Source organism: Helicobacter ganmani, assembly GCF_003364315.1.
Taxonomy (GTDB): domain Bacteria; phylum Campylobacterota; class Campylobacteria; order Campylobacterales; family Helicobacteraceae; genus Helicobacter_D; species Helicobacter_D ganmani.
Map to the genome: position 1 here is coordinate 38,421 of NZ_NXLS01000011.1, position 25,841 is coordinate 64,261.

Annotated in this window: 24 protein-coding genes; all 24 read right to left on the reverse strand. The window is 37.6% G+C overall.

The features are described 5' to 3' along the window. Positions 1 to 17: 17 nt before the first annotated feature. Positions 18 to 812, reverse strand: coding sequence for a formate dehydrogenase accessory sulfurtransferase FdhD (fdhD, locus tag CQA43_RS08750; protein WP_115552213.1), 795 nt, complete (start codon positions 810 to 812; stop codon positions 18 to 20). Next, positions 812 to 1,771, reverse strand: a complete 960-nt coding sequence (locus CQA43_RS08755) for a formate dehydrogenase subunit gamma (RefSeq protein WP_115552214.1) — start codon at positions 1,769 to 1,771, stop codon at positions 812 to 814. The genes fdhD and CQA43_RS08755 overlap by 1 nt, the downstream gene beginning before the upstream one ends. Before the next feature lie 9 nt (positions 1,772 to 1,780). Continuing rightward, entirely contained in the window at positions 1,781 to 2,410 is a 630-nt protein-coding gene (gene fdh3B, locus CQA43_RS08760) for a formate dehydrogenase FDH3 subunit beta (RefSeq protein WP_115552215.1), read from the reverse strand. Positions 2,411 to 2,420: 10 nt separating this feature from the next. Then, entirely contained in the window at positions 2,421 to 5,255 is a 2,835-nt protein-coding gene (locus CQA43_RS08765) for a molybdopterin-dependent oxidoreductase (RefSeq protein WP_115552216.1), read from the reverse strand. A gap of 15 nt (positions 5,256 to 5,270) precedes the next feature. After that, complete coding sequence (locus tag CQA43_RS08770) at positions 5,271 to 5,465, reverse strand: twin-arginine translocation signal domain-containing protein (protein WP_115552217.1); 195 nt, start codon at positions 5,463 to 5,465, stop codon at positions 5,271 to 5,273. Between the two features lie 70 nt (positions 5,466 to 5,535). After that, positions 5,536 to 6,138 carry a TorD/DmsD family molecular chaperone gene (locus CQA43_RS08775; protein ID WP_115552218.1) on the reverse strand — a complete coding sequence of 201 codons (603 nt, stop codon included), beginning with the start codon at positions 6,136 to 6,138 and terminating at the stop codon, positions 5,536 to 5,538. Beyond that, a complete protein-coding gene (locus CQA43_RS08780; protein WP_181881675.1) occupies positions 6,128 to 7,732 on the reverse strand; it encodes a 4Fe-4S binding protein in 1,605 nt (534 codons plus the stop codon). Before CQA43_RS08780 ends, CQA43_RS08775 begins: the two co-directional genes overlap by 11 nt. 236 nt (positions 7,733 to 7,968) lie before the next feature. Beyond that, positions 7,969 to 9,453: an NADH-quinone oxidoreductase subunit NuoN gene (gene nuoN / locus CQA43_RS08785; protein WP_115552219.1), complete on the reverse strand. Its 1,485-nt coding sequence runs from the start codon at positions 9,451 to 9,453 to the stop codon at positions 7,969 to 7,971. Next, the gene (locus CQA43_RS08790; protein ID WP_115552220.1) at positions 9,454 to 11,112 is read right to left on the reverse strand and encodes an NADH-quinone oxidoreductase subunit M; all 1,659 of its coding nucleotides are present in this window, start codon (positions 11,110 to 11,112) and stop codon (positions 9,454 to 9,456) included. Next, positions 11,097 to 12,965: an NADH-quinone oxidoreductase subunit L gene (gene nuoL / locus CQA43_RS08795; RefSeq protein ID WP_115552221.1), complete on the reverse strand. Its 1,869-nt coding sequence runs from the start codon at positions 12,963 to 12,965 to the stop codon at positions 11,097 to 11,099. The genes CQA43_RS08790 and nuoL overlap by 16 nt, the downstream gene beginning before the upstream one ends. Before the next feature lie 2 nt (positions 12,966 to 12,967). Continuing rightward, complete coding sequence (nuoK, locus tag CQA43_RS08800; RefSeq protein WP_115552222.1) at positions 12,968 to 13,270, reverse strand: NADH-quinone oxidoreductase subunit NuoK; 303 nt, start codon at positions 13,268 to 13,270, stop codon at positions 12,968 to 12,970. Next, a complete protein-coding gene (locus CQA43_RS08805) occupies positions 13,257 to 13,823 on the reverse strand; it encodes an NADH-quinone oxidoreductase subunit J (protein ID WP_115552223.1) in 567 nt (188 codons plus the stop codon). The genes nuoK and CQA43_RS08805 overlap by 14 nt, the downstream gene beginning before the upstream one ends. Then, positions 13,816 to 14,466 carry an NADH-quinone oxidoreductase subunit NuoI gene (gene nuoI, locus CQA43_RS08810; protein WP_245944293.1) on the reverse strand — a complete coding sequence of 217 codons (651 nt, stop codon included), beginning with the start codon at positions 14,464 to 14,466 and terminating at the stop codon, positions 13,816 to 13,818. Before nuoI ends, CQA43_RS08805 begins: the two co-directional genes overlap by 8 nt. Continuing rightward, a complete protein-coding gene (gene nuoH, locus CQA43_RS08815) occupies positions 14,463 to 15,458 on the reverse strand; it encodes an NADH-quinone oxidoreductase subunit NuoH (RefSeq protein WP_115552225.1) in 996 nt (331 codons plus the stop codon). Before nuoH ends, nuoI begins: the two co-directional genes overlap by 4 nt. Beyond that, positions 15,455 to 17,929, reverse strand: a complete 2,475-nt coding sequence (locus CQA43_RS08820) for an NADH-quinone oxidoreductase subunit G (protein ID WP_115552226.1) — start codon at positions 17,927 to 17,929, stop codon at positions 15,455 to 15,457. The genes nuoH and CQA43_RS08820 overlap by 4 nt, the downstream gene beginning before the upstream one ends. Then, entirely contained in the window at positions 17,929 to 18,870 is a 942-nt protein-coding gene (locus CQA43_RS08825; protein WP_181881676.1) for a hypothetical protein, read from the reverse strand. Before CQA43_RS08825 ends, CQA43_RS08820 begins: the two co-directional genes overlap by 1 nt. Then, the gene (locus CQA43_RS08830; protein ID WP_115552228.1) at positions 18,825 to 19,070 is read right to left on the reverse strand and encodes an NADH-ubiquinone oxidoreductase subunit E family protein; all 246 of its coding nucleotides are present in this window, start codon (positions 19,068 to 19,070) and stop codon (positions 18,825 to 18,827) included. Before CQA43_RS08830 ends, CQA43_RS08825 begins: the two co-directional genes overlap by 46 nt. Further along, on the reverse strand, positions 19,067 to 20,296 hold the full coding sequence (gene nuoD / locus CQA43_RS08835; RefSeq protein WP_115552229.1) for an NADH dehydrogenase (quinone) subunit D: 1,230 nt from the start codon (positions 20,294 to 20,296) through the stop codon (positions 19,067 to 19,069). Before nuoD ends, CQA43_RS08830 begins: the two co-directional genes overlap by 4 nt. 1 nt (position 20,297) lies before the next feature. Then, the gene (locus tag CQA43_RS08840) at positions 20,298 to 21,101 is read right to left on the reverse strand and encodes an NADH-quinone oxidoreductase subunit C (protein ID WP_115552230.1); all 804 of its coding nucleotides are present in this window, start codon (positions 21,099 to 21,101) and stop codon (positions 20,298 to 20,300) included. A 9-nt stretch (positions 21,102 to 21,110) separates the two neighbouring features. Further along, a complete protein-coding gene (locus CQA43_RS08845; protein WP_115552231.1) occupies positions 21,111 to 21,620 on the reverse strand; it encodes a NuoB/complex I 20 kDa subunit family protein in 510 nt (169 codons plus the stop codon). Beyond that, a complete protein-coding gene (locus CQA43_RS08850) occupies positions 21,602 to 21,991 on the reverse strand; it encodes an NAD(P)H-quinone oxidoreductase subunit 3 (protein ID WP_115552232.1) in 390 nt (129 codons plus the stop codon). Before CQA43_RS08850 ends, CQA43_RS08845 begins: the two co-directional genes overlap by 19 nt. A 328-nt stretch (positions 21,992 to 22,319) precedes the next feature. Further along, positions 22,320 to 23,174 (reverse strand): CvfB family protein, encoded by an 855-nt coding sequence (locus CQA43_RS08855; RefSeq protein ID WP_245944294.1) that lies wholly within the window; start codon positions 23,172 to 23,174, stop codon positions 22,320 to 22,322. Next, positions 23,167 to 23,736, reverse strand: a complete 570-nt coding sequence (locus CQA43_RS08860; RefSeq protein WP_115552233.1) for a hypothetical protein — start codon at positions 23,734 to 23,736, stop codon at positions 23,167 to 23,169. Before CQA43_RS08860 ends, CQA43_RS08855 begins: the two co-directional genes overlap by 8 nt. 65 nt (positions 23,737 to 23,801) lie before the next feature. Further along, on the reverse strand, positions 23,802 to 25,691 hold the full coding sequence (locus CQA43_RS08865; protein ID WP_115552234.1) for a menaquinone biosynthesis decarboxylase: 1,890 nt from the start codon (positions 25,689 to 25,691) through the stop codon (positions 23,802 to 23,804). Positions 25,692 to 25,841: the final 150 nt, after the last annotated feature.

Below are 25,841 nucleotides of genomic sequence, written 5' to 3' on the forward strand. Positions count from 1 at the left end.
AAAATCCCAAAGTCTCCCTACTCTGTGATTCTCCCACTATGCGTATAGATATTTGCTCTTTTGCCACGCGCAAAACCCACAAGCGTTACTCCTGTCTCTTGCGCAGCTTTCACTCCCATAAGAGTAGCAGCAGCCTTAGAAATCACAATAGGAATGTTATGCATCACTGCTTTAATCACCATTTCAAGCGATAATCTTCCACTCACATAAAGAATCGCATTGCGTGTATCAAGCCCTTGCAAACGCGCCTTTCCCATTACTTTGTCAATCGCATTGTGTCTCCCAATATCCTCACAAATAAGTGTGGAATCCCGCAAAACCAACATTGCTTTATGCACACAGCCTGTCTTCTCAAACATTTCACTTGGGGATTCAAAGCATTGCAAACACTCAAAAAGCTCACTACACGAAATCTTCCTATCAGATTCCACAAACCGCTCTATAATATGTCCCTCCAAGTTCCCAGCAACTCCTACACAACAGCCAGAAGTTAATGTTTTCTCGCGAAAGAGATTCTTAAGATTCTCCTCTACAATCTCTGCTTCTATTGCAACAGATTTTCCGTCTTTTGCAATCTCCAAACGACGAATCTGTGATACATCATTAATCACACCTTCACTTATCAAAAACCCAACGATATGACAATCTTGTTCTTTTGGGATACTCATAACTGAAAGTAGCTTTTTGCCATTGAGATAAAAGCCAACGCGCTCCTCTGCAATCACACAATCTTCTACAAATCCTAAAGAATCTCCCCCAAACCCACTAGGAGAGATTCTTTCAATTTTCAACGCTTGATAATAGGATTCCATTACGCCGCATTGATTTCTTTATAATAATAACTATGCAAAATTGCAATTTCCTCTTCACCCATATGTCCATCAATGATTGAATGTAAAGCTCCCTCAATCGCAAAGACTGCCATATAAATATGTGTAATCAATAAAGCAACAATTAAAAATCCGATAAAATTGTGCGCTAACGCCATCATTCTTAAAGTATTAATATCGCTGAATTGAAAAAACATAAAAGCGCCAGAAATCACCATTGCAAATCCGCCCAAAGTGCAAACCCAAAACCACATTTTTTGTCCTGCGTTAAACTTCCCTGCCGGAATTGGCTTCTTCTCTTTGCTTAAATATCCGCCCATAATCATAAGCCAATCAATATCATAAGCTCTAGGCAATGCACTTTTAAACCACATTAAGAACATCAACACACCAAAGATTGCGAAAACAATCGTTGCGATTCCATGCACATCTCTTGCAAAGCGAACGAATCCTCCTCCACCTAGCTTATCACCAAAGACCATAACTAAGCCCGTCAAGCACAAAGCAACAAAAGGGATTGCTGCACACCAATGCACGAAAATATTGTAACTAGAAAAGACGCGAATTTTCTTTCCGTGATTGAATTTCTTTTGTCCAATCACCATAAAATGACCCAAAAAGGCTAAAGGCACTAGAACAATAAGAATCCCAAAAATCACAGAAAAATAATGTCCTTGCAAAAGCGTAAAGATTTCACCAAAACCATAAGAATTGGGAGAATCAATCCCCCAAGTTTTAATCGCCTCCACTTCCGGACCACCATAGATTTTTGGATTTGCTCTATCACTTGGTGCAATCAAAGCATTATTTCCGCTAATCACCTCTGCATATTGCTTACCATCTTTTTGTGGCACACTTGGGTTTGCCCCAAAGGAAAGACTAGCTCCTGCCACAAATAAAACCAACATAAAGATTCTAAAGAATTTCAATAAATTTCTCATAGAATCCTCCTAGTTGCCATACGCCGTTTTCCACACATTAGGCACAGCGTTGGGGATATTTTCTCCTCGCACAGTCGCACGATGTGTGATAATGTTTGAAACTTCTTCGCTGCTTCCAGCAAGCAGAGCTTTCGTAGAACACATACTCGCACACATTGGCACTTTACCTTCAGCAATTCTGTTTTGTCCATACAGATGATATTCTTCCTCACTATTGGTCTCTTCGGGACCTCCTGCACAGAAAGTGCATTTATCCATTGTTCCGCGTGAGCCAAACACACCATTTTTTGGAAATTGTGGCGCGCCAAAAGGACACGCATAAAGACAATATCCACAGCCAATGCAAGTTTTTTTATCGTGCAAAACGATTCCATCTGCACGAATATAAAAACAATCCACTGGACACACTTGCGCACAAGGTGCATCAGAGCAGTGCATACAAGCAATAGAAACTGCAGTCTCCTTGCCTACGACTCCCTCATTTAGCATAACAACTCTTCGGCGATTGACACCCACAGGTAAATGATGTGCTTCTTTACAAGCCACATCACACCCGTGGCATTCAATGCAACGATTTGTATCGCAATAAAATTTGATTCTTGAGAAATTCTCAAGATTGCTTGGAATTGTATTACTCATTTTCTACTCCTTATGCTTTCTCTATGCGGCACAAACCACATTTTGTTTCCGGACAAGCAGAATTGTAATCAAACCCATAGCTTGCAACCATACAAGCAGATTCTCCAATCGCATAAGGTTTTGTGCCTTCAGGATAATTTTCAAGTCTTGATTTGCCTTGGTCCATTCCCGAGAAATTTTGTGGCAACCAAACGCTATTGTAATCCACTCTTGTAGAAAGTTTAGCAGGAACTAAAATGCGTGTATCCATTGTTCCATATACCCAAAGCATATCACCATTTTTGATATTCATCTCCGCAGCTTTATCGGGGTGAATCTCTACAAACATTTCGCCCTCTACTTCTGCTAGATATTTCGCACTTCTTGTTTCTGCACCTGTTCCCATATGCGCTACAAGCCTACCACTTAACATATTAATAGGAAATTCATCTACCCAATTTTTATTCTCACCAAGCTCTTTTTGTCGGCTACGATATTTGATATTTGCCCTAAAATGATTTTTCTTATCAGGGAAGTTTGGATACTTATCTACCAAATCTCCACGCACAGAGTGCAAAGGCTCACGATGCAATGGAATCTTATCATACCAATTCCACACATTTGCTCTTGCTTTACCATTTCCATAAGGGCAAAGTCCTTGCTCTAAAGCTTTTTCTACAAGAATATTATTACCAAATCCCATAGCAAAGCTAGTTCCACCAATTGCTTCTTTTTCTGCTTCTGTAAGCTTAATACCAAGAGATTCCGCATTTGCCGCAGTTACAGGAGCGTGTCCTCCACTATATTTCGCATTTGGTAAAGAACGAGGAGTAAGCATACTTTGACCGCTAGGATTTGTAACACCCCAATTTACACGGAATCCCATACCTCCACGCATAACAGGAATTTTATCATTATACATTACAGGAGTTCCGGGGTGTTTATCACTCCAACAAGGCCAAGGCAATCCATAATAATCTCCCTTAAATGGACCAGTTCCCTCTAAGGTTACCTTATCAAACATATGCCAATTTTCTTGATGTGCTTTTAATCTCTCCGGACTCATTCCCTGCAATCCAATGCTTCGGATACTTTGAGTTAATTCTACCGTCGCGTCTTCTGGCCAAATGAACTTATCCCTGCCTTTAGATTTTGCAATATCATAAAGCCTTCTTTGATATTCTTCTAAGAATCCCAATCTTTCTGCCAATCCAAACAAAAACTCTTCATCAGGACGACATTCAAAGAGCGGTTCCATTACTTTAGAACGCCATTGATAGCTACGATTTGTCGCTGCCACACTACCACTTGTCTCCATTTGAGAAGCCGCAGGCAAGCAGAATAAATTATCTGTTCTATCCCCATAAATTGCCAAGTCATTCACATAAGGATCCACAAATACAACTAAGTCTAATTTATCCATAGCCTTGCGTTGCAAATCTAACAAAGAAACAGTGGTCATACCCGAACCAATGACAATCAAAGCGCGCAATTTAGTGCCTGCATTGTTTTCCATATTTTCATCATCTAGCACACCAAACTTCCACGTAGAATGTGCAAAACCTGTTTTGCCCATCATCTCTTTGTTTTTGAAGCGAGAAACCATCCAATCATAATCTACTTTCCAATGTCGGCAAAAATGTTTCCAAGCAGGTTCTCCCAATCCGTAATATCCGGGCAAAGAATCTGCGAGGTTTGTCATATCTGAAGCACCTTGCACATTATCGTGTCCGCGCAAAATATTCACGCCTCCACCATTTTTACCAATATTTCCTAAAAACATTTGTAGAATCGGCATAATACGCGTATTGCTTGTCCCCACAGTGTGCTGTGTTAAACCTTGATTCCAAATCAAACTTGCAGGTTTTGCGCTTGCCATTTCTTCTGCAATATGGCGAATTGCATCTGCTGGGATTCCACAAACATCTGCTGCAACTTCAGGAGTAAATTTCCTTGCTTCTTCCATAATGAGCTCATAGCCATCAACTCTATCTTTGAGATATTGCTCATCATAAAGTTTTTTTGCGATGATATGATTAAGCAATCCATACGCAAAGGCAATATCTGTCCCACTTCGGATTCTGTGATATTCATTACATTTTGCTGCTGTTTTAGTAAATCTTGGGTCAATGCACACGAGTTTCGCACCTTTTTCTTTTGCACGTAAAATATGCACCATAGAAACAGGGTGATTGACAGCTGGATTTGCACCAATAACTAAAATATATTTAGAGAATTGCATATCGCCTAAATGGTTTGTCATTCCACCATATCCAAATGTATTTGCCACACCGGCAACTGTTGGAGAGTGTCAAACGCGAGCGCAATGGTCTATATTATTTGTCCCAAAAAATGCTGCAAATTTCCTAATGTAATAGCTTTGCTCATTAGAACACTTCGCACTTCCCAAAAACATCACCGCATCAGGTCCGCTTTCCTCTCGGATTTGCTTAATTTGTGCAGCAATTTTATCCATTGCTTCATCATATTTAAGTCTTGTCCATTTACCATTTTGTTTTTCTAATGGATAGCGAAGTCTTGTTTCACTTCTTGCTCTATCAATTAAATCTGCGCCTTTACAACAATGTCCCCCTTGAGAAATAGGGTGGTCTTGTGCAACTTCTTGTCGCACCCAAACACCATCTACCACTTCAGCTACGATTCCACAACCCACAGAACAATGGGTGCAAATTGTTTTTACTTTTTTGGACTCTGGATATCTTTCTTTCAACTCTTGTGTAGTTGCTTGACGCATAGTTTTTTGTGTGTCATTTCCCAATGCAATACTTGCGCTAGCTAAGCTTCCAAGAGCGGTCATTTTTAAAAACGCACGTCTGTTATTGCGTCTTTGAATTGTTTCGCTCATTTTTCACCTCGCTTTTTATTTTGCAACAGAATAGTATAAATCCCATTGCTGTGTTTTTTGGTAAAGAATCTCTTTTTTAGGCGATTTGCCACGCACGAGATTCTCACTTGTGCCTTTTTTGCCACAGCCTGCCAATGCAATACTTACACCTGCGACTGCTACGGAAGTTTTTGCGGTAGTTTTTAAAAACTCTCGCCGACTCTTTTCCATATTGGCTCCTTATTTAAGATTTGGGATAACCCCACTTAAGCCCTCGCAATAAAGGCTTAAGTAGAATTATTTAAGAGTAAAATTCCATTTCAAACTTCATAAAAGATTCCACTATCAACGCAAGTGCTAAATAAAATTTTGCATCACTCCGTGCTTTTAGCTCATCTACCCAACCCAAAAAAGCTTTTTGACTAAATAAAAAGACTTCTTTTGCTAACTCTACATTCTCTTTCTCTATTAGGTAACGCATAAAGCCGCACAGAAATCCTAAATGTTCCTCTGTTTCTTTAAAATTCTCTGTATTTACTCGCACATCACTTCCTTTCATTAATGCTCTAATTTTCAAAAGAGATTGCCCACCAATGCAGTTTTCATAGTAATGCGAAAGATGCATACCGACTTGCTTCCCTCCAAAAGGCAATGCAAAGAGACGAGAAAATTCCTCTTTAATATTTTGAATCCCATTGTCTTCTAACTCTTGCTTTAAAAGTAGCATACTGCCTTCTGCTTCCTGATTTAGAGGAGCATTTAACAAAATTTCTAATTGTTCTTTTGCGATTCCTGCTCTTTCTTCTAGCATTTCAAAAACCAACAAACCATTAAAAAAGTCATAGTATAAAACACGAGCATTTTTTAAATTTAATTGTTCTTGTTCGCTCAAATTATCTAACATCTGCCTCCCTTTCCTGTGCAATTACATTTGTTGTATCAAGCATAACTTTGACTTTGCAATCTGGACAGCATTGAATTGTTCTAAACTTTTTAATATCCTTTGCAAAAGAATCCCCAATCATTAATAGCACTTTTTCAATGGATTTCTTTGTGCTAAAAACCTTCCCACATTCCACACACAAAAAGGGCTCATCTTTTGCCAACTCTTGACTTCTAAAAAAATCTGGATTTAGCATAATCCCTTCTTTATGAAGTTCCATTGCGTCTTCAGGACAGGAAGCAACACAATATCCGCAAGTCGTGCAAAAGCTTGCATTGAAACGTAAAGAAAAATCATCACTTCTAGCAAAGATTGCATTTACATTGCACGCTCCCACACAAGAAAGACAAAGTGTGCATTTTTGTGTATTTACTTTGATTTCCCCATAAAACACAGAATCTTTGCGTGATTGTGTCGCGGGTACACTTTTTGCCAAACCATAATCTTTGTCTTTTACCATGTATTGCAACCTCTGTGCAAAAGACTCACGATAAGGTTTGTTGTAGCGGTTTTGATAAAAATAAGATTCTATTCGTGGTAATTCCAATTGCGATAAGAATTCTACCTGCTGCACAGCAAAAATAAAATTTTGTTGATGGATTTGCTGTGTAATATGATTTAAAAATTCCATAGGTGCGCTTAAATTTTGTGTATAAACCACCAAAGCATTTCCGCTCATTTGCACCATACTTAGCAAATCATTTTCGTTTAGTATCAACAAACTTGGCAAAACTAGAGGCAGAAAATCAGAGGGTAAATTTTTGTTTTGTGAGGCTAAGATTCTATAATCTTGCGTGTTACATAAGAAAATCCTTTGTCCTTTATACTGCTCTATGATTTCCCCCAAGCTTTCTTTGGGCAACTCCTCATATTCCAAACAATTTGTCGGACACACACCCACACATGCACCACAGGCAATGCAATCAATTGGTGAAAAAACCAATTCCATTAAGTCGTCGTTATTATCTACACCAAAGGTAGGACAAACATTTGCACATCTTGTGCAATGTCTTTCTCTCCTATGATGATATTGGCAAAGATTCTCTTGATAACCAATTATTTCTTTATAGGAATAAATACCAATATTTTTTTTCAACTTTTCTAATAAGCTTTCAGGATTCTTAAAATCAGCTACATTATAGACACCTCTAAAGCGCAACAATTCTTCTTCGCAAACAAACAAAACAGCTTGCGCAAACTCTATAATTTCTTCATTATTAAGTTTGGCATTAAATCCACCAAAGCTTCCGCTGAAATTTTCTAACAATTCTAAATCTACTAAGGCAACTTCAAAAAACTCTTGCGCCAAATCCACAAAATCTTGCACGATTTTTGGAATCGCTCCTTGTTCGCCCGCGTAAATTACCGCAAGTTTCGCATTGATTTCTACTTCTTTGCTATTCTCTAATGTAAAATCATCTATAATTTCTTGCACGCGTTCTAGCTTGGCTAACTTATGATGATAATCCTTGTTTTGTTTGTTTAACAAAAGGTTACCAGTTGGTAAAGAAGTTGTATTGATAGTATTAAATGGTTTAAAACCTAATGGATTCATATGCCCTCACATCTTATAAAATAGTTTAATTTTTTACCTTATTTGCTCTTAATCCGCATTTTATTCACTTCACACTAAAAAGTCAAGATTCTTTTAACATTTTCATTATATAAATTAATATATATAAAGGAAAATTAAGGGTTAAAGCAATATTAATGATAGAATCTCAAAGTGAGACTCTATAAGCTAAAGCAATAAATGAAATAGACTATCTACCCTATGATAAATCCTAGAGATTACATCAAACTTCCACCAATGTAACCATAAATTCCAAATAATAAACCATCTACCACAAAAGCCGATAAGCAAACATAAAGCGTTGCGATTCCTACTACGATTTTAAGAGGCAAAGTTGCATTCTGTAAATAAACATTCCCATCACTAATCAAAGGGTCTTTTAGGAACATATAAACGATAAGCTTTAAATAATAATATGCCGCAATTGCGCTATTGATTGCCATAACAAAAGCAAGAAACAAGTAGCCATTATTAATTGCTGCGCTCATCAAATAAACTTTACCCCAAAAAACTGAAAAAGGTGGAATCCCTGCCAAAGACAACATAAATAATCCCATAATCACAGCGGCTAAAGGACAAAGCTTGATGAGTCCAGAAAATTTTTCATAGGAATGGTCATAACGTTTATCCCAAATTTGTTCTTTTGTGCGAGAAATCCACAACATCGCAAAGATTCCGAGATTAGTAAAAAGAAACAATATCCAATATAAAAACAATGCACTATAAGCTTGCATTCCACCAATTAACACAGCACTAAATGCAAATCCCGCGTGAGAAATAGAACTATACGCAAGCATTCGCTTTACATCTTTTTGCACAAGTGCCACCAAATTTGGCAAAGTCATTGTAATCACAATTAAAAGATACAACACAGAATGCACCCATATAATTTCTACAAAAATACTAAAAATTCTAATCGCAACTACCAATGCTGCAATTTTGGGAGCAATAGACATAAAGCCTGCCAAAAAAGAGTTAGAACCCTCATAAACATCTGGCGTCCAAGTATGGAAAGGCACTAAAGAGGCTTTGAATCCAATGGAAGCGATAAAAAATACTGCACCACTTAAAACCAAATAAAAAGGCTCATAATCGTGTGCTTCTAGCACATTTCTAATGCCTTCTAAATCCAAATGTCCGCTTGCTGCATAAAACAACATAGAACCAAAGGCGAAACAACCCGCAGACAAAGAACCCATTGTAAAGTATTTGATTGCTGCCTCAAAAGCAGTCGCTCGATTGTGCATAGCAATCAGAGTATAGAGCGCAAGGGAAGCTGTTTCTAACCCCAAGAAAATAACGATTAAATGGTCGCTACTTACCATAAATTGGAATCCTGCACACATAAATAAAAAGAGTGCATAATATTCTGGATAAGCAAACTCGTGGAATCGGTTATAACTCAAAGTCAAAGGCACAAACAAAATCGCAGAAACTAGAATAATCATTTGTCCTAAAAGCGAGAATCCATCTATCGCAATCAAATCAAAAAAGGCTCTTTCCCCATTGATGCTAAAAAATGTGATATAACCCAAACTAAGCCCCAAAAACAAAATCGTAAGCATAGTATAAAGTTGTTTATTTGCATTTTTTAAGCACATATCCACAACCAAAATCAAAAGCCCCCCAACAATCGTAATAAGCATAGGAAAGATACTGAAAATATTTAAACTCTCCAATGGAATACTAAAAGTTTCTAACATCTATCTCCCCTCCTCTTGCAAAGATTCTGCATTCGTTGCATTATTTTCTTTTATTGCTTCTTGTGAATCTTTCTTTTCCCCTTGGGAATTTTCTAAATTTTCAAGATTTTCTATATTTGAGCTTTCTCCCTGTTGTAAGAATTCTGATAGCTCTAAATCTATCCCTAAAAATGCTTTAGTTTCTGGAGCTACCACACGAGAATACATTACTGCAAGCATATTTTCTACACCTTTATTGATGGGTGTTAAAATCGGCTTAGGATACACACCAAGCCAAATCACAATCGCAACCAATGGTAGCAAGGCACTCCATTCACGTTTATCCAAATCTTGTAATTTTAAATTTTCTTGATTTATAACTTTTCCATAAAATGCCTTGCGATAGAGATTGAGCATATAAATTGCACCTACAATAATGCTAATTCCCGCAACTCCTGCAAGAATTGGAGAGATTTGGAAAAACCCAAGCAAAGATAAAAATTCCCCTACGAATCCCATTGTCAAAGGAAGTCCCGCTGAAGCCATCATCATAATCCCAAAAATTGCAGCATAATTAGGCATTACCTTTGCGATTCCGCCAAACTCGGCAATCATTTTGGTATGCCTTCTCTCATAAATCATTCCTACAAGCATAAACAGCGCGCCACTGATAATCCCATGACTTAACATAAAAAAGACAGACCCGGAAATCCCCTCCATATTTAGCGCGAAGATTCCAATCATAATCACACCCATATGTGAAATAGAGCTATAAGCCACCACTTGCTTCATATCCTCTTGCGCAAATGCCACCATTGCGCCATAAACAATCATAATTAAAGACAAAATGGCAACAGGCATTAATAAAGCCACACTCGCATCAGGAAAAAGCGGCAAAGAGAAACGTACAAAACCATAAGTTCCCATTTTTAAAAGCACAGCCGCAAGGATAATAGAACCAATTGTCGGTGCTTGTCCGTGCGCATAAGGCAACCAAGTATGGAAAGGAAACATCGGCACTTTGACTGCCAAACCGCAAAAGAATGCAAGGAATAACATTATTTGCAAATCCTCTGGGATAAGGCTTAAACTATACCATTCCAACAGAGAAAATGTCCAAACCCCACTCACGCTAAAGTAATAATACGTTAAAAACAAGATTCCAATTAGCATAATCATTGAACCCAAAAAGGTATATAAGAAAAACTTCACAGCGGCATAGATTCTACTACCACTTCCCCAAGCACCAATAATATAAAGCATTGGCACTAAAGACAATTCCCAAAAGATATAAAACAAAATCATATCCAATGCGCAAAATACGCCAATCATTATGCTTTCAAGACATAAAAGCGAAAGGATAAGCTTCTTGGTTTCTTGTGTTTCATTCAAATAAATGAAGCCTATTAAACTAATCAATGCACTTAACACAATCAAAAAGAGAGAGATTCCATCTACACCCACAAGATAACTGATACCAAAATTAACCACTAAAGGAAGCGAAGTAACAAACTGAAATCCGTCTGCTTCTCTATCAAAGCTATACCATAAAAGCAATGCCAACCCTAGCTCAATAAAGCTAATAACGACTGCGTAAGCTTTAAGATTCTCTTTAATGCCAATTGCTAAAATTGCGCCAATGAATGGGAAAAAGATAAGCAAAGTTAAAAGGTAGTCCATACTGCCTCCATACAAACAAAAAATATTAATACAAGTAGCAATAAAACTACCACACCAAAAAACATAATTTTTAACATTTTAGAAAGATTCCCACCTTGAATCCATTGCATACTTTCTCCGCTACTATTAAGGAATCTTGCAATCATATCTACTACGAAATCTACCACACACTTATCAATCAACCAAGCAACTTTGGCAAGCCTAATATAATTCTGTATAAACAGCCTATCATACAGCATAGGAATATAATACTGATGGCTTAAGAGTTGATAAATAAAAGTTTCCTGCCATTTAGAAGAAAAACCACCTTTTTTGTATTTTAACACCGCAAATGCAATCCCACTTAAAGCCACAAAAGAAGTCAAGAAAATAAGATTCCAAATGGTTTGAGATTCCAAATTTGCGCTAAAATCAGGCAGGGTTTGCGTAACAAAATGATGAAAAGTTGGCTCAAAGAATCCCGCAAATACCGCCAAGATTCCAAGCGGCAACATAGCATAAAGCATATAAGGATAAGCCTCATAGGGATGCTCTTCTTCGTGCTTTTTCTCGCCAAAAAATACAAGCATAATCAGTCGGAAGCTATAAAATGCAGTTAAAAACGCACCCAACAATAATATTCCCCATAAGATATAAGCTCCAGAACCGAATGCAGCTTCCAAGATTTTATCTTTGGAGAAAAATCCAGAGAACGGATAGATTCCCGCTAAGGCAATAGACGCTAAAATCATCAAAATTGCAGTAATTTTAAGGGGACGATAAAGTGCTCCCATTTTTGAAATATCCAATTTATCGTGCATAGCGTGCATTACATTTCCAGCTCCCAAGAACAACAAAGATTTAAAAAAAGCGTGAGTCGCAAGGTGAAAAAGAGCAATCCAATAAGCCTCTAATCCTGCTGCAACAAACATATAACCTAACTGCGAAAGAGTAGAATATGCGATAATACGTTTCAAATCCTTATTCACTAATGCCATAGTTGCAGCAAAAAGTGCTACAAATGCTCCTAAACTCGCAATTAAAAAGCCAATTTCAGGAATCATTGTATAAAGTGGATTCGCCCGAATCACTAAATAAACTCCAGCAGTTACCATTGTTGCCGCGTGGATTAATGCAGAAACAGGGGTTGGACCTTCCATCGCATCTGCGAGCCAAGTATGCAAAGGAAATTGCGCACTTTTACCCATTGCACCCACAAAAAGTAGAATCCCAATTGCTATTAAAATCCCTTTGGGTGCTTCATACACACTACTTAAAACTTCTTCATAGCTCAAAGTGCCAAAAGTCCAATAGATTAAAAAGATTCCAAGCAACATTCCAAGGTCAGCGATTCTATTCATAATAAAGGCTTCATTTGCTGCAAAAGAAGCAGAATCACGCTCATACCAAAATCCAATCAACATCCAAGAACAAAGTCCAACGCCTTCCCAGCCAATGAATAATCCTGCAAAGTTATCACTCATAACCAAAATCAGCATAGAAAAGACGAAAGCACTCAAATAAATAAAGAATCTATTGAAACTTTTATCGTGGCTCATATAACCAATAGAATAGATATGCACGCACAAAGAAACAAGCGTTACTACAAATATCATTGTCGCACTAACACTATCTACTAAAAATCCAAAAGGAATATAAAGTCCCCCAGCTCCAATCCAATCCATTAGTATTACTTTGACAACACCACCTTGTAATGTATGCACAAAAAGCAATGCAGAGGCTAGAAATGAAAATCCCAACATCAAGGAAGCAAAGATTCCAACACTAATCAACTTCTGCTTTGAAGCAAATGGAATCCCAAACAATGAACCCACCAATGGCGCAAACAATGCAATATATAAAATCGCTTCCATACTTAGCCTTCCATAATTTGTAATTTATCTAAATCTAATGTATGATGCTTTTTATACCAAGCAATAAGCAACCCTACCCCAATTGCAACTTCGCTTGCCGCAACAGCGAGAATAAAGAATGCAAACATTTGTCCATTTAAATCCCCGAGATATTTTCCAACGGCGACGAATCCGACATTTACAGAGCTTAACAAAATCTCTGTTGCAAAAAATAACATTAGTAAATTTTTGCGTCTAAGCATTCCAAAGACGCCAATCATAAACATAAGACTAGATAAAATCAAATAATGATTAAGCGTTATCATCTTGCTCTCCTTTTGGTGCTTGCTCATTTAAGGTTAGAGAATAATGCATTCCTTTGCCAGCTAGCACAATTCCCGCAATCATTGCTACAAGCAACATCATTGCCGCAATTTCAAAAGGAATCAGAAATTTTGTAAAAAGCACATAGCCTACCATTTGCACATTTCCCACACCCTCTTGTGGTGGAATCACAGCTTCTAAAGTTGCAAGATTCTGCGTAATAATCGGAGCAACAACCACAATAACAAGCAGTAATGCCCCCAAACCGCTTAAGACAAACAAAACCCTAGGATTCGCAATTTTTTCATTTTGTAATTTTTGAGCATCAAAAAACATCATCGCAAAAGCATAAAGCGCAATGACCGCTCCCGTATAAACGACAATTTGCACAACACCCAAAAATTCTGCTCCAAGCAAAAAGAAAAAAGCAGAAACAAAAATCATTCCCGCCGCCAATGCACTTAAGGCATAAAGGATATTGCGCGTTGTAACCACGACCAAAAACATTGCTAAAGTTAAAGCGCAAAATGTGTAAAACGCAATGGCTTCAAGCATTGACTTCCTCCTTTTGTTTTATTTCTGCGGTTGTTTTTATTGCATTTTCATCTGTCTCTTCTAAATATTTCAAAGGGGTGAGCTTAATATGTTTATCCGCATCTACGCTTATGCTTCCAACACCGCTAAATTCAGAATCCCGCCCGCTTAACACTTTATCAATCGGTGTTAGCATATCATTTTTCAAAGCAAAAGACGCTCTTTGTTCGCTTGCATTCTCGTATCTCTTTCCATGCACAATCGCAAGTTCAGGGCAAACCTCTGCACACAATCCGCAATAAATACATCGCCCAAAGTTAATGCTATATTCAAAGACTTTTTTGCGTCTATCCTCACCATATCCTGTTTCCATACGAATGCAATTTGCCACACAAATCTTTTCACATAATCCGCAACCAATACATCGCTCGTTTCCGCTTTCAAGCAAACGTTTTAGCTCATGCACTGCACGATAACGCGGACTTAATGGTAATTTTTCTAATGGATATTGCACAGTGTGGATTTGCGCCTTGTAAAACTCCTTAAATACAAGCCACAAGCCTACAAACAATTCACCCTTTAATGCGCGATTCCAAAACCTCACAAATTTTTGCGCATTACTCAAGAGAGGTGTTTGCTCAACAATCTTGATATATTTACTCAATTTCCACCTCCTAAACAAATGATACCCGTAACAAAAACATTTAAAAGTGCGAGCGGAAATAAGACTCTCCAACATAAACCCATAAGTTGGTCTGGGCGAATATGAGGATAAGCTGCTCTTGCCCACATAAATAAAAAGATAAGAAAACTGACTTTTAAGATAATTGCGATTCCTCCGGGAATGAATCCAAGCGGATTAAAACCACCTAGGAAAATCAAAGACACAACAAAAGACAATGCAATCATACTTGCATATTCACCAATAAAAAACATTCCCCAACGCATTCCCGCATATTCTGTCGCATATCCCGCAACAATTTCCGCTTCGTGTTCTAGCAAATCAAAGGGTGTCCTATTAAGCTCTGCATAACCAGCAAACAAAAATAAAACAAACGCTAGAGGCTGTGAAAATATCAGCCAATTTGTGATTCCTCCTCCTTGATAATTGTTAATATCAATCAAGGATAAAGAGCCAACTAACATTAAAGGCGCCAAAAGAGATAACCCAGAAACAACTTCAAAACTAAGTAATTGCACCGCTGTTCTTGCTGCCCCCAAAATAGACCATTTACTATTTGCACTAATACCACCCAGCAAAGGACCATATAAGCCAGCAGCCCCAACACCAAGCACAAATAGAATCCCGACATTAATATCTGAAATGATAGGTTGAATGGTATAACCAAAAAGCTCAAATTCAGGAAAAAATGGAATTGGAGCCATTGCGATAAAAGCGGTTGCTGCTGTAATTGTTGGTGCGATTCTAAAGATAAGGCGATTTGCTCCACTTGGCACAATATCTTCTTTGGTAAAAAGCTTAATCCCATCGGCTAAAATCTGCAAAACCCCAAAAGGTCCCACCATCGTTGGACCTAAACGACGTTGGAAAAAAGCTAGAATCTTGCGCTCTACATAAGTCGTAAAACCTGCCAATGCTGAAAAAATCAGCACGACAAGTAAAATTTTAATCAGCGTCTCAATAATATAATTCATACCAAAACCTTTAAAGAAACATTCGCATAACGCGTTGTTGGAAAAAGTTTAAATTCCTCAAATTCGCACACGCCAAGTGCTGCAAATTCACCCTCCATTTCTTTATCAAGAATCGCTAAGGTTTCTACCACTTCTCCATTTGCAAAACGCACTTCCACCTTATCTCCTGCGTTAATTCCAAGCTTTTGAGCGTATGCTTCACTGCATTGCAATCCATTTTTAGTATCCAGATATGCAGATTGCAAAGTGCTTTCTGAAAAATGTGCAATCGGATTGCGCGCATAGAGATTATAGGATTCCAACTCTGTCAATTCTATTGGCGAAATCTCTAAAGGTTCTTTTGGGAAATGAACTCCCAACAAATACCCACGCACTTCAGAGCCATCGTTTAAAAATCCAAACTTCAAATCATCGTATTCTACACTTTTAAAGCCTTTTTCTATGGATAATTCCGATGTGTAATCTATCGTGGATTCGTATTCTAGCCCCAGCACTTTGGCAATATCATTTAATTCATATCCATTATAAGACGTTGCAGGAGTTAAAGGCACAACCCTTTTATCCACATTTACCAATGTGCCTTCTTGCTCATTTAGATAAGGCATTTGTAGAGAGTTTTCTGCACCCACGCCGATTCTATAATGCCCTTGCGCATTGTAGCCAATACTATATCCCACGCCCTCTTTATCTAACTCACAAATCAAAGCAATACCTAATGCATTTGTCGTAGGTGGAAGCAATAGAATCTTAACCATACTCAAATTTTCAATATAGCCCAAGATTTTTGCAATATTTTCGGAATTTTTCGCACGATACACATCAAATCCGACAATCAAAATCGGATTCTTTGCGCCCTGTATTCCATTCTTTGTCGCTTCTATGGATTCTTTCAAGCCACCGCAATAATCATACAATGCACTTGTGATAACTTCTACTTCTTGTGCGATTTTTTCTACTTCCTCTTTTTCTATAAATTTTTCATTACCCTCCTCGTCTAAGACAACATTACCCTCTTTGTCTAGCTCTTTTACCTTAACTTTCTTTTTGACTTCTTTTGTAATTGTCTGCATTTCTTTGCGTTCGTATCGTTCAATTTGTGATTTCAAAGAAAGAGGCATTTGCTCTCTTGGAATACACACACTTGCCAACAACAATGCAAGGGCTTCTTCGCTATTTGGTTTATAGATTCCATTAATTGTGGTTTTTACAAAACGATTCACAACAACATCTTGCATTGTGTGAAAATACGCTAAATTCGCGCCTTTATTCTGTTTCATTGCATTGTTAATTTTATGTGTAACCACAGGCATATCATAGCTCAATGCTCCACCAAAGCACATAACAAAAGTGCTTTGTGTAATATCTTTTTGATTTGCGTTTCCTAACGAGCCACTAACTTTCAAATAAGAATCTAAAAATCTTTTAAAAGGATAAACTTCCTCACATACCAACTTATAACCAAACTTTTCTTTTAGATTCTGTAAAATCAAAGCTTCCTCGTTGCTTATATTTCCTGCAAAACGAATCGTTTGTGCTTCTTTAAAGGCGGCAATGCTTGCGTTGAAAGCTTCCTTATCTTTTTGGACTTGCCGATTATTCACATCAAAGCCCAATCTTCCCGCAGGACAAAGTGTAGAAAAATTCCAATCACTACTGACGCGATATACCTTTCTTTCATCTCCTCCGATTCCGCTTTGCTTCACTTCATAGGTCAGCGCACAACCATTACCGCAATGCACACAAGTGCTAGGGATTTTCTCTAACTCCCACGCATTGGAACGATACTGAAAATGCCCAATCGTGAGCGCACCTACGGGGCATACACTGACACACTCCGCACAATCAGCGCACGCTTCTGCCTCCACACCATTTAGTCCTATCAAGGATTTTTTGAATTTCGTCCAAACCCCATAAGCATCTTTTGGCATAATATCTTTATATTCTTTGGACGGCATATCACCTTCGCGTTTTTGGGCTTTAATGTGAGATTTACCAATTTTATCTTTACAGAGTGTTACGCAACGTTCACATACAATACAAAGATTTGGGTCATAAACTGCCTTACCCCAAGAATCAAATTTCTTCTCATCATCTTTCATCGCATAATTCTGCTCATCTACGCCTACATAATGTGTGTAATTTTGCAATTCACATTCACCGCTTTTGTCGCATACTCCGCACTGCAAAGGGTGATTTACAACATACGCTTGCATAATTGCTTTGCGCTCTTCTTCAATTTCTTTGGTATTTACCAAGATTTGCATACCCTCCTTTACTTTTGCATTACACGCATACACGCGTTTGCCATCCGCCTCTACCATACACATTTTACACGCAAGCGTAGGAGATGCACAAGAAAGATAACAAATCGCGGGAATAAACACTTCATTGGCACGCGCGGCATTCAAAATGCTCTCGCCCTCTTCACAAAGAATCTCACAACCCTCAATCGTTACTTTTATTTTTTCCATTATGCCACCTTGCTTATTTTGACTTTTTTATAGCAAAATTCATATTTTAAATCCCAAAAGTCTTGAAAATTCAATGTTTGTGGAATCCACAAAATCCCAACCATACCTTTTAATTGCATATTCTTACGCAGTTTAACTTGTATTATTTTATCTGATTGTATTAGTTGTACTTCAATTTCTGATTCCTCTTGTATCTTGCTTACTTGACTAAATTGTTTAGAAACCTCCAAGATTGGCTCTCTTAATGCTTTGGTTTGCAAATACGCTACTAATCCGTCATAACACTCTAATTCGTCCAATGCGTCTATGCAAGTCTTTTTTTGAGTCTCTATCTCTTTGGGTGCAGATTCTAAAAATACAATTTCTATTTGATTTAGCGCATTACTCAAAAGTGCTAGAATCTTTCCAATATTACGCGCTCTCTTGTGTGTGCTTAAATCTCTCCCCAACACAAGCACATTTTTTCGTGATTGAAAACTTTGTGCAATCTGTTCCAATTCTTCTTCTGCCAAATTACATTCAGAAGACAAATACCCCACATCTAAGGATTCCACAAATGCTTTTAACCCTAAATCTCCATTAGAAGTATCATAAAATGCGTTACAAAGCAAAGCGACAATTGCTTCTTCGCAGCCCACTTCATAAAGAAAATGCAAAAGTTTCGGATAAGGATTGAAGTTTAAGGGGTGGAGCAAAAAAACTTGAATGGAATCCTCACAATCATCTTGCGATTCCAAAACTTTTAAATCTACTCCTTGTTGCTGCAATACACAAGCAAATTCCTCTACAAATCCGCCCAAAAGTAGAATATTTTTGTCCTTTAATGTGTTTTTTTCTAAGGATTCAATAAAATGCGCCTTTCCATCATTTGCCAAAAAAGATTCTACCAATGCGCTCATTCCGCAACCTTTGTAGTTTCTTTTCTCACCATAATTGTCCAATCCACTTCATTAAATCGCAAAGAATTTAATAATGTATTGCCACTTTGTTTCACTAAATCTGCACTCTTTTGCACATTATCAAAGTCCAATACTTCAAACAAAAAGATTCCTACTTCTCCTTTTTCTAATTCATTGTCCAAAATGGCTTTTAAGCGCGGACAAAAATCATTTTTTAAATGGCGCAAATCAAAACGTTTCATCGGTCAATCTCTCCAAATACAATGTTTGTATTCCCAATAATCGTTACAACATCGGCTAAATAATGTCCGGGCAATAAATCTTGCAACACTCCTGTATGGAAAAAACTAGGGGTGCGCATTTTTACACGATAGGGATAAGGCTCGCCCTCCGAGCGGATAAAGAATCCCAACTCACCCTTTGGCGATTCTGTTGGAACATATACTTCGCCAACAGGAGGGCGCATTCCTTGTGTAACCAAAACAAAATGCTGCATTAAAGAATAATTTTGTGTCATAATTTGTTCTTTTGGAGCAGAAAAATAACGCGTATCCTCACACATTAAAAGCGTATCGGTATCTTGATATTTATCTATCAGTTGATATAAGATTCTAATACTCTGACGCATTTCTTCCATATAGAGTAAATAGCGTCCATAGCTATCATTACTCTCTCCCACAGGCACATCAAACTCTAACTCATTATAAAGTTCATAAGGTTCTTCTTTACGAATGTCCCAAGCAATTCCACTTCCACGCAACAAAACCCCACTTAATCCCCAGCTTTTTGCCATTTCAGGGCTTACAATACCCACATTTTCTAAACGCATACGCCAAATTCTATTTTCGCTTAAGATTCCCTCATAAAGCTTAATTTGGCTTGGCAACAGCTCCAAATAAGCCTTTAACTTTTCAATCCAACCTTGTGGCAAATCCAATGGCACTCCGCCAATTCTAACACTAGAATGCGTTAATCTTGCACCACAATAATCCTCAATCAAATCAATACCAAATTCACGCTCTCTAAAGCAATAGAGGAAAATACTCATTGCCCCCACATCTAGTGCGTGTGTTGCAAGCCAAAAGAGATGAGAAATAATGCGATTGAGTTCCAAAAGCATTGTGCGAATCACTTTTGCTCGTCTAGGCACTTCTACACCCAATAATTTTTCTACGCTTAATGCAAAAGCATAGTTGTTGGAGCTTGCAGCAATATAATCCATTCTATCTGTCGTGGGCAAAAACTCATTATAAATCATATTTTCTGCCATTTTTTCCATTCCACGGTGCAAATATCCCACATCAGGAGTTGCCTTGATTACTTTTTCGCCTTCTAATTCCAAAATCAAACGCAACTGCCCGTGCGCACTTGGGTGTTGAGGACCAAAATTGATTACCATTGTATTATCACTTATGCGGTCAAAAGCAATATTTTCATAAAATGGCATTAATTTATTGGGTTGCTGCATCTTACTTCCTCTCTTTAAGTTCTTTGGAATTTTCCGGCTTTAGTTTGGTTACAAACAACACACCTTCCTCCTCTTGATAGGCAATGGGCTGGGGCTTCTCTGCTCCTTTTTCTATTTTTTGTCCATATTCCACTTCATAACCCAAATGAGAGAATCGCGTAGAATCATAGCGGTCAATCCTTGCGGAATCTCTTTGTTCTACACCAATGACTTCGCGATTCTCTTTACCAAAGATTGTATCCACTTCATACCATTGCGCTGCTTCATCTCCTTGCAAAGGATAGCTTTTAAGCAAAGGGTGTCCCACCCAATCATCAGGCATTAAAATACGTTTAGGATAAGGGTGTCCTAAAGGTAGAATCCCAATCATATCATACATTTCACGCTCACTCCAATCCGCACTACGAAATAATTCCGTTACAGATTCTATTTTTTCGCCTTTTCTTAAAAAAATCTTTACCCGCAAACGTTTCGCACGGCTTAAAGAGAGCATTTGATAAAAGATTTCAAAGCCTCCTTTTTGTTCTAAATAATCTATTGCGCTAAGCTCACTCAAGACATCATAACCGATTGTTTTTAAAGTTGCTAATGTGCTATAAATAGAATCCTTTTCTACCCATATTACCAATGTTCCACGCTCAAGATAAGATTCTATGATTTTAACTTGTTTGCCCAACATCTCTACATCTGCGCAATACACAGCGTCATTGGTTATAGGTTCTCTTGGGATTCTTGGGGAAACATAAAATCTATCTTTGTAATAAACTTCTTTTTGTGCATTATTTTTGGGTTTATATTTTCTCATACTATTCCTTTATACCAAACGCTTAGGAGGCTGCACACGATTAGATTTTTGCTTGCGGATTTTTTGCTGAAGCACCATAAGGGCATATTGCAAAGTTTCTGGACGCGGAGAGCAACCCGGCAAATAAATATCCACAGGAATAATCCTATCCACGCCTTGCACAGTGGCATAAGTATTAAACATTCCACCGGTGTTTGCACAACTTCCCATAGAAATCACCCATTTAGGTTCTGGCATTTGGTCATACAAACGTCTCACAAATTGTGCGTGCTTTTTGGTAACAGTGCCCGCAATAATCATCACATCACTTTGTCTAGGACTTGCCCTAAAAATTGTCCCAAATCTATCAAAATCATAACGACTAGCACCTGTTGCCATCATTTCAATCGCACAACAAGCCAATCCATAAGTCATCGCCCAAAGCGAATTACTACGCCCCCAATTCAACAATTTATCTACGCTCGTTAGCGCAATAGGCAAACCCCCGCCTTTAAGATAATCTACTTCATGCTCTGCCATTTCAAAGCTCCTTTTCTCCAAGCATAAACAAATCCAATCACAAGCAACAAAACAAATAAAACCATTTCAATAAAGCCAAAAGCACCAAGCACCTTAAAATCCACAGCCCAAGGAAACATAAAAATAATCTCCACATCAAAAAGAATAAACAACAATGCCATAATATAAAATTGCGATGAAATTCTATTGGGCTGCTTAGTGGGTGCTAAACCACATTCATAGGGGGCTAGTTTTAGCTTTTGCGTGTTTTTATTTGCCAATTTTCTCCCCACGAATCGCGAAAGAAAAGTTGTCATTAAAAACGCACCAAAAGTAAAAACAAAAATAACGAATACACCAAAATATGGATGAGAAATATCTAAATGCGACACTTGCAAACCTTTAAGTTATAAAACTTTCTTGCGTATCTTAGCGTAATTCTCTTAAATTTTAAAAGAAAATCACAAAATAAGGCACAAAGATTGACTTTAATTTCATATTAAGAACATCATTCTAAAAAGAATCACTACCTTAAAAACTTTATAAAAAGTCAAATTTTCTATTACTTTTTAAAATATTCTATCTCTCTTTTCTTGGAAGTTTAAATGATACAAAAAGAAACATTTTTGAAAAAATTTTGCTTATAATTTCGTTTTATAGTAAATAAATTTCCTTTCTATAAATAATTCTAAGAAAAATTACACACTATGCAATGGGATTTTACAATAAAGTAGAGGATTTCTTTAGTTCAATGCCAACTTTTGGCTTTAGAGTGATTTTATTTTCTTCTAATAAAATACTCAAGGTATGCTTAAAAGCCTTTTTGCTCATTGCGCACACAGATTGAATCTCACTTGGCTTGCTATCATAATGTAGATTCAACTTTCCACCTTTTTGGCGCAGAATCTCTAAGACTTTTCCGCTTTCTTGCGATGTTGAATTTTTTTTCTTAGGGTGTTTTAAAGTTAAATCACATTTGCCATTGGAATAAATACGTTTAATATATCCTTCGCCCTCATTAAAAAGGGGGAATTCTCCAAATATTTCATTTTGATAAATCAATCCCAAATTCACCCCATTCACCACACATTCATAACCCAAAGGAGTGATTCTAAAAGGTAGAATCCTGACCTTAAACCCTGCTTTCAGATTCGTAAGATTCTCACAAAAATTGCTCAAATAAGGTTTAATGTTTTCTTTTGCAAGCAAACGATTCTCTCTATCTACACTTAAAAAAACTGCCACTTGAGAACCTAAGGGATATTTTTGAGGCGTCTTAGTCGGCATAAACACATCTTTGGCGATTCCCAAATCCAAAAAGCAACCAAAATTGTTTTTATCCACCACTTTCAAAACCGTGATTTCTCCCCTTTGTGCTTTGGGTATTAAGGTTGTAGCTATGGGGCGGTCCTGCGAATCTGTGTATAAAAATACCAAAATCTTATCTTCTATTTTTGCACCTATGGGTAAATATTTGTTTGGCAACAACACCTCTTCTTGCCCACTTTGCAAATAAGCACCCACTTTAGCAAAACGGACAATTTTTAACTCTTTGCAAATTCCTATCTCAATCAAAAATTTCTCCTAAAATCTCATAAAGACTACTTCCTAATGGCATTCCATAGACTTCTGCGATTTGCATTCCTACAAAAAACACCATAATCATAAAAACTACAAATCCAATCAAGCCCAAAAGTAAAAACATTTTGATGAGTTTCAAATAAAATTGTTCTTCTAATGCATCATCAAGTGTTTTATAAAATTTCAAAAAATCTATGAAAAAATGTAACCAAAAGATAAAAAGTCCCACAAGCACAATGCATAAAACCCCAAAAATCAACATTGATACATAAGGAGAAAAGCTTGTGCTAAACTCATAAATATGCGCTTCCCACATCAAAACTGCATAGCCAATATGCAACCCAAAACCCACAAGATTTAACAAAACGATGAAAAATACAAACCCGACAAAAAGTTCTGTCGCGCTAGAATATTCCCGAAATTTTTTGTGCATATTCTTTTTAATTACATTGTCTTGCAACCCTTGATAACGCAACTCCATAATTTCTAATTTCAAGTCTTTCAACCAATTCTTACGCGTTTTACTTGCAATTTTTACCTGCGCATTTCCACTCATTTACAATCCTTAAATTCTGTAAATTTATAGATTGAAATTCTACTTTAAAATTGTCAAGTAAAACTTCACATTTTGGAATCATAGGATTTATCAATATGAAAGGTGCGATAAAAACTTTCTAAATCTCCAAAATCACTTAATAATCCAAGCCTTTCTAGCTTGTCTAAAACTTCGCGTGTGCAATCCGTTTCTTTTGGCCACTCACGCATATAATCATCACACAAGCCCTTATCGCACGCATCAAGCAATAAAGTTTTACCAATGATTTTTATATCACGTTTTGCGTCTGTATTATTCACCACGCGCCAAAGCAACATATAAAGATTTTCCAAATCGTTTTTAGCAAAATCCACAATCACCACAATACGCAAAAATCTTTGTAGAGATTCTATATCTGCAGAGGGTAGGCTCTCCAAATTTGCTTGCTCTAGTGCCAAAAATGCTTTTTTAAGACTTTCTTTTTTGTCTATTCCAACCAATACAATAGGATTCCTTGTGTCCTGATAAATTTGTCGCACACATTTCACTTCTCCGCTAACACGCAAAATTTCGCTCAATATTTTATATAATTGCTCCTCACTTGCAAATTCCAATGTACTTTCTATTTCGTCCTCACGAGTACAATCTAAGCCCAATTTTCCACCTTGAGCAAAACTAGGCGAAGCGTGGTCTAGCGCATCACATACTCCCTCACTCATTAGGCAATTCTGCACTGAAAAACGATTGAGAATATAAGGAATAATCTCTGCACTTTGCAAACTTGGCGCATTTTCTCCTACAAAAATCGCGTGTTTGACAAAACTCATCTGCCCCACACCCCAAAATGCGTGCATACTCTGCTGGGCAATATGGGGAAAACGCGCTTTGATTTTAGCCAAAATCAGATTATGAAACACGCCATTTTCAGGCATATAATAGTCTATCAAATTGGGGGTTGTGGTTTGCAAAAGAGGCAAAAAGATTCGCTCTGTGGGAAATCCTAAATATTTATCCTCCAAAGGTGGCTTACCGACAACCGTCGCAAGATAAATAGGATTTTTCTTGTGCGTGATTGCACTCACTTCTAACACCGGATAAGGTTCAATGGGGGTATAGAATCCCGTATGGTCGCCAAATCTCCCCTCCTCACGCATTGCACTAGGCTCAACAAATCCTTCAATCACAAAATCCGCATCATAAGGCACGCAAAGCTCATTGCTAACGCAACGTACCATTTTTGCACGGTTTTTGCGGATAAATCCATACAGCATTAATTCAAATAAGCCATAAGGCAAAGGTGCAGTAGCGCACCAAGTATAGAGAGGATCGCCACCAATTGCGATGCTCACAGGCATTTTTTTGTTTGCTTTATGGTATTCCTCTAACAAACTCACGCTATCCTTATGCACTTGCCAATGCAATCCTAGATGATTTTTATCATACACCTGCAAACGATACATACCAAGATTCCTCACACTACCATCTAAACTCTGTGTATAACATTGCCCCATTGTGATAAATCTCCCCCCATCTTCACTCCAAGTTTTAAGAATCGGGATTGTGCTTAAATCTACTTCCGCCCCCCTTGAAATAACTTCTTGGCACAAGCCCTTTTCTTTGATAGTTTTAGGAGCTAAAAAGCGCAAATTCAACATTTTTGGGGCAATTTTCAAAGCTTCTTTTAAGGATTTTGGGGGCTTAAGCTTGATAAGTTCTGCTACCTCTTGTGCGATTCCTTGCGTATCGCCTACAAGCAACTGCACACGAGAAAAACTGCCAAAAAGATTCATTAGCACAGGGGTTTCATAGCTAATCTGCCGCGCCCTATCCACAGGATTAGTAAAAAGCAGAGCTTTGGAATTTTTATGTTTCACTTCCAAATATGCCAAATGCGGAATCTCTAGCTCTACATCTAAGGGCTCTGTGATGATTTTTAGCTCATTATGTGCTTTAAGTAAATCTATCGTTTGTCGCATAGTTCTCCTTGATTGCGCCTCTCTCTATTGAAGTTTTGGATAAATTATACCTTATATTTCCCCCCCAAGCAAGTTTTTAAATGTGTGTGGCAAGAGTCCTCACAAAAAGTCTTAAAGGATTGTAATTTTAGCCTTACGATTCGTAATTCA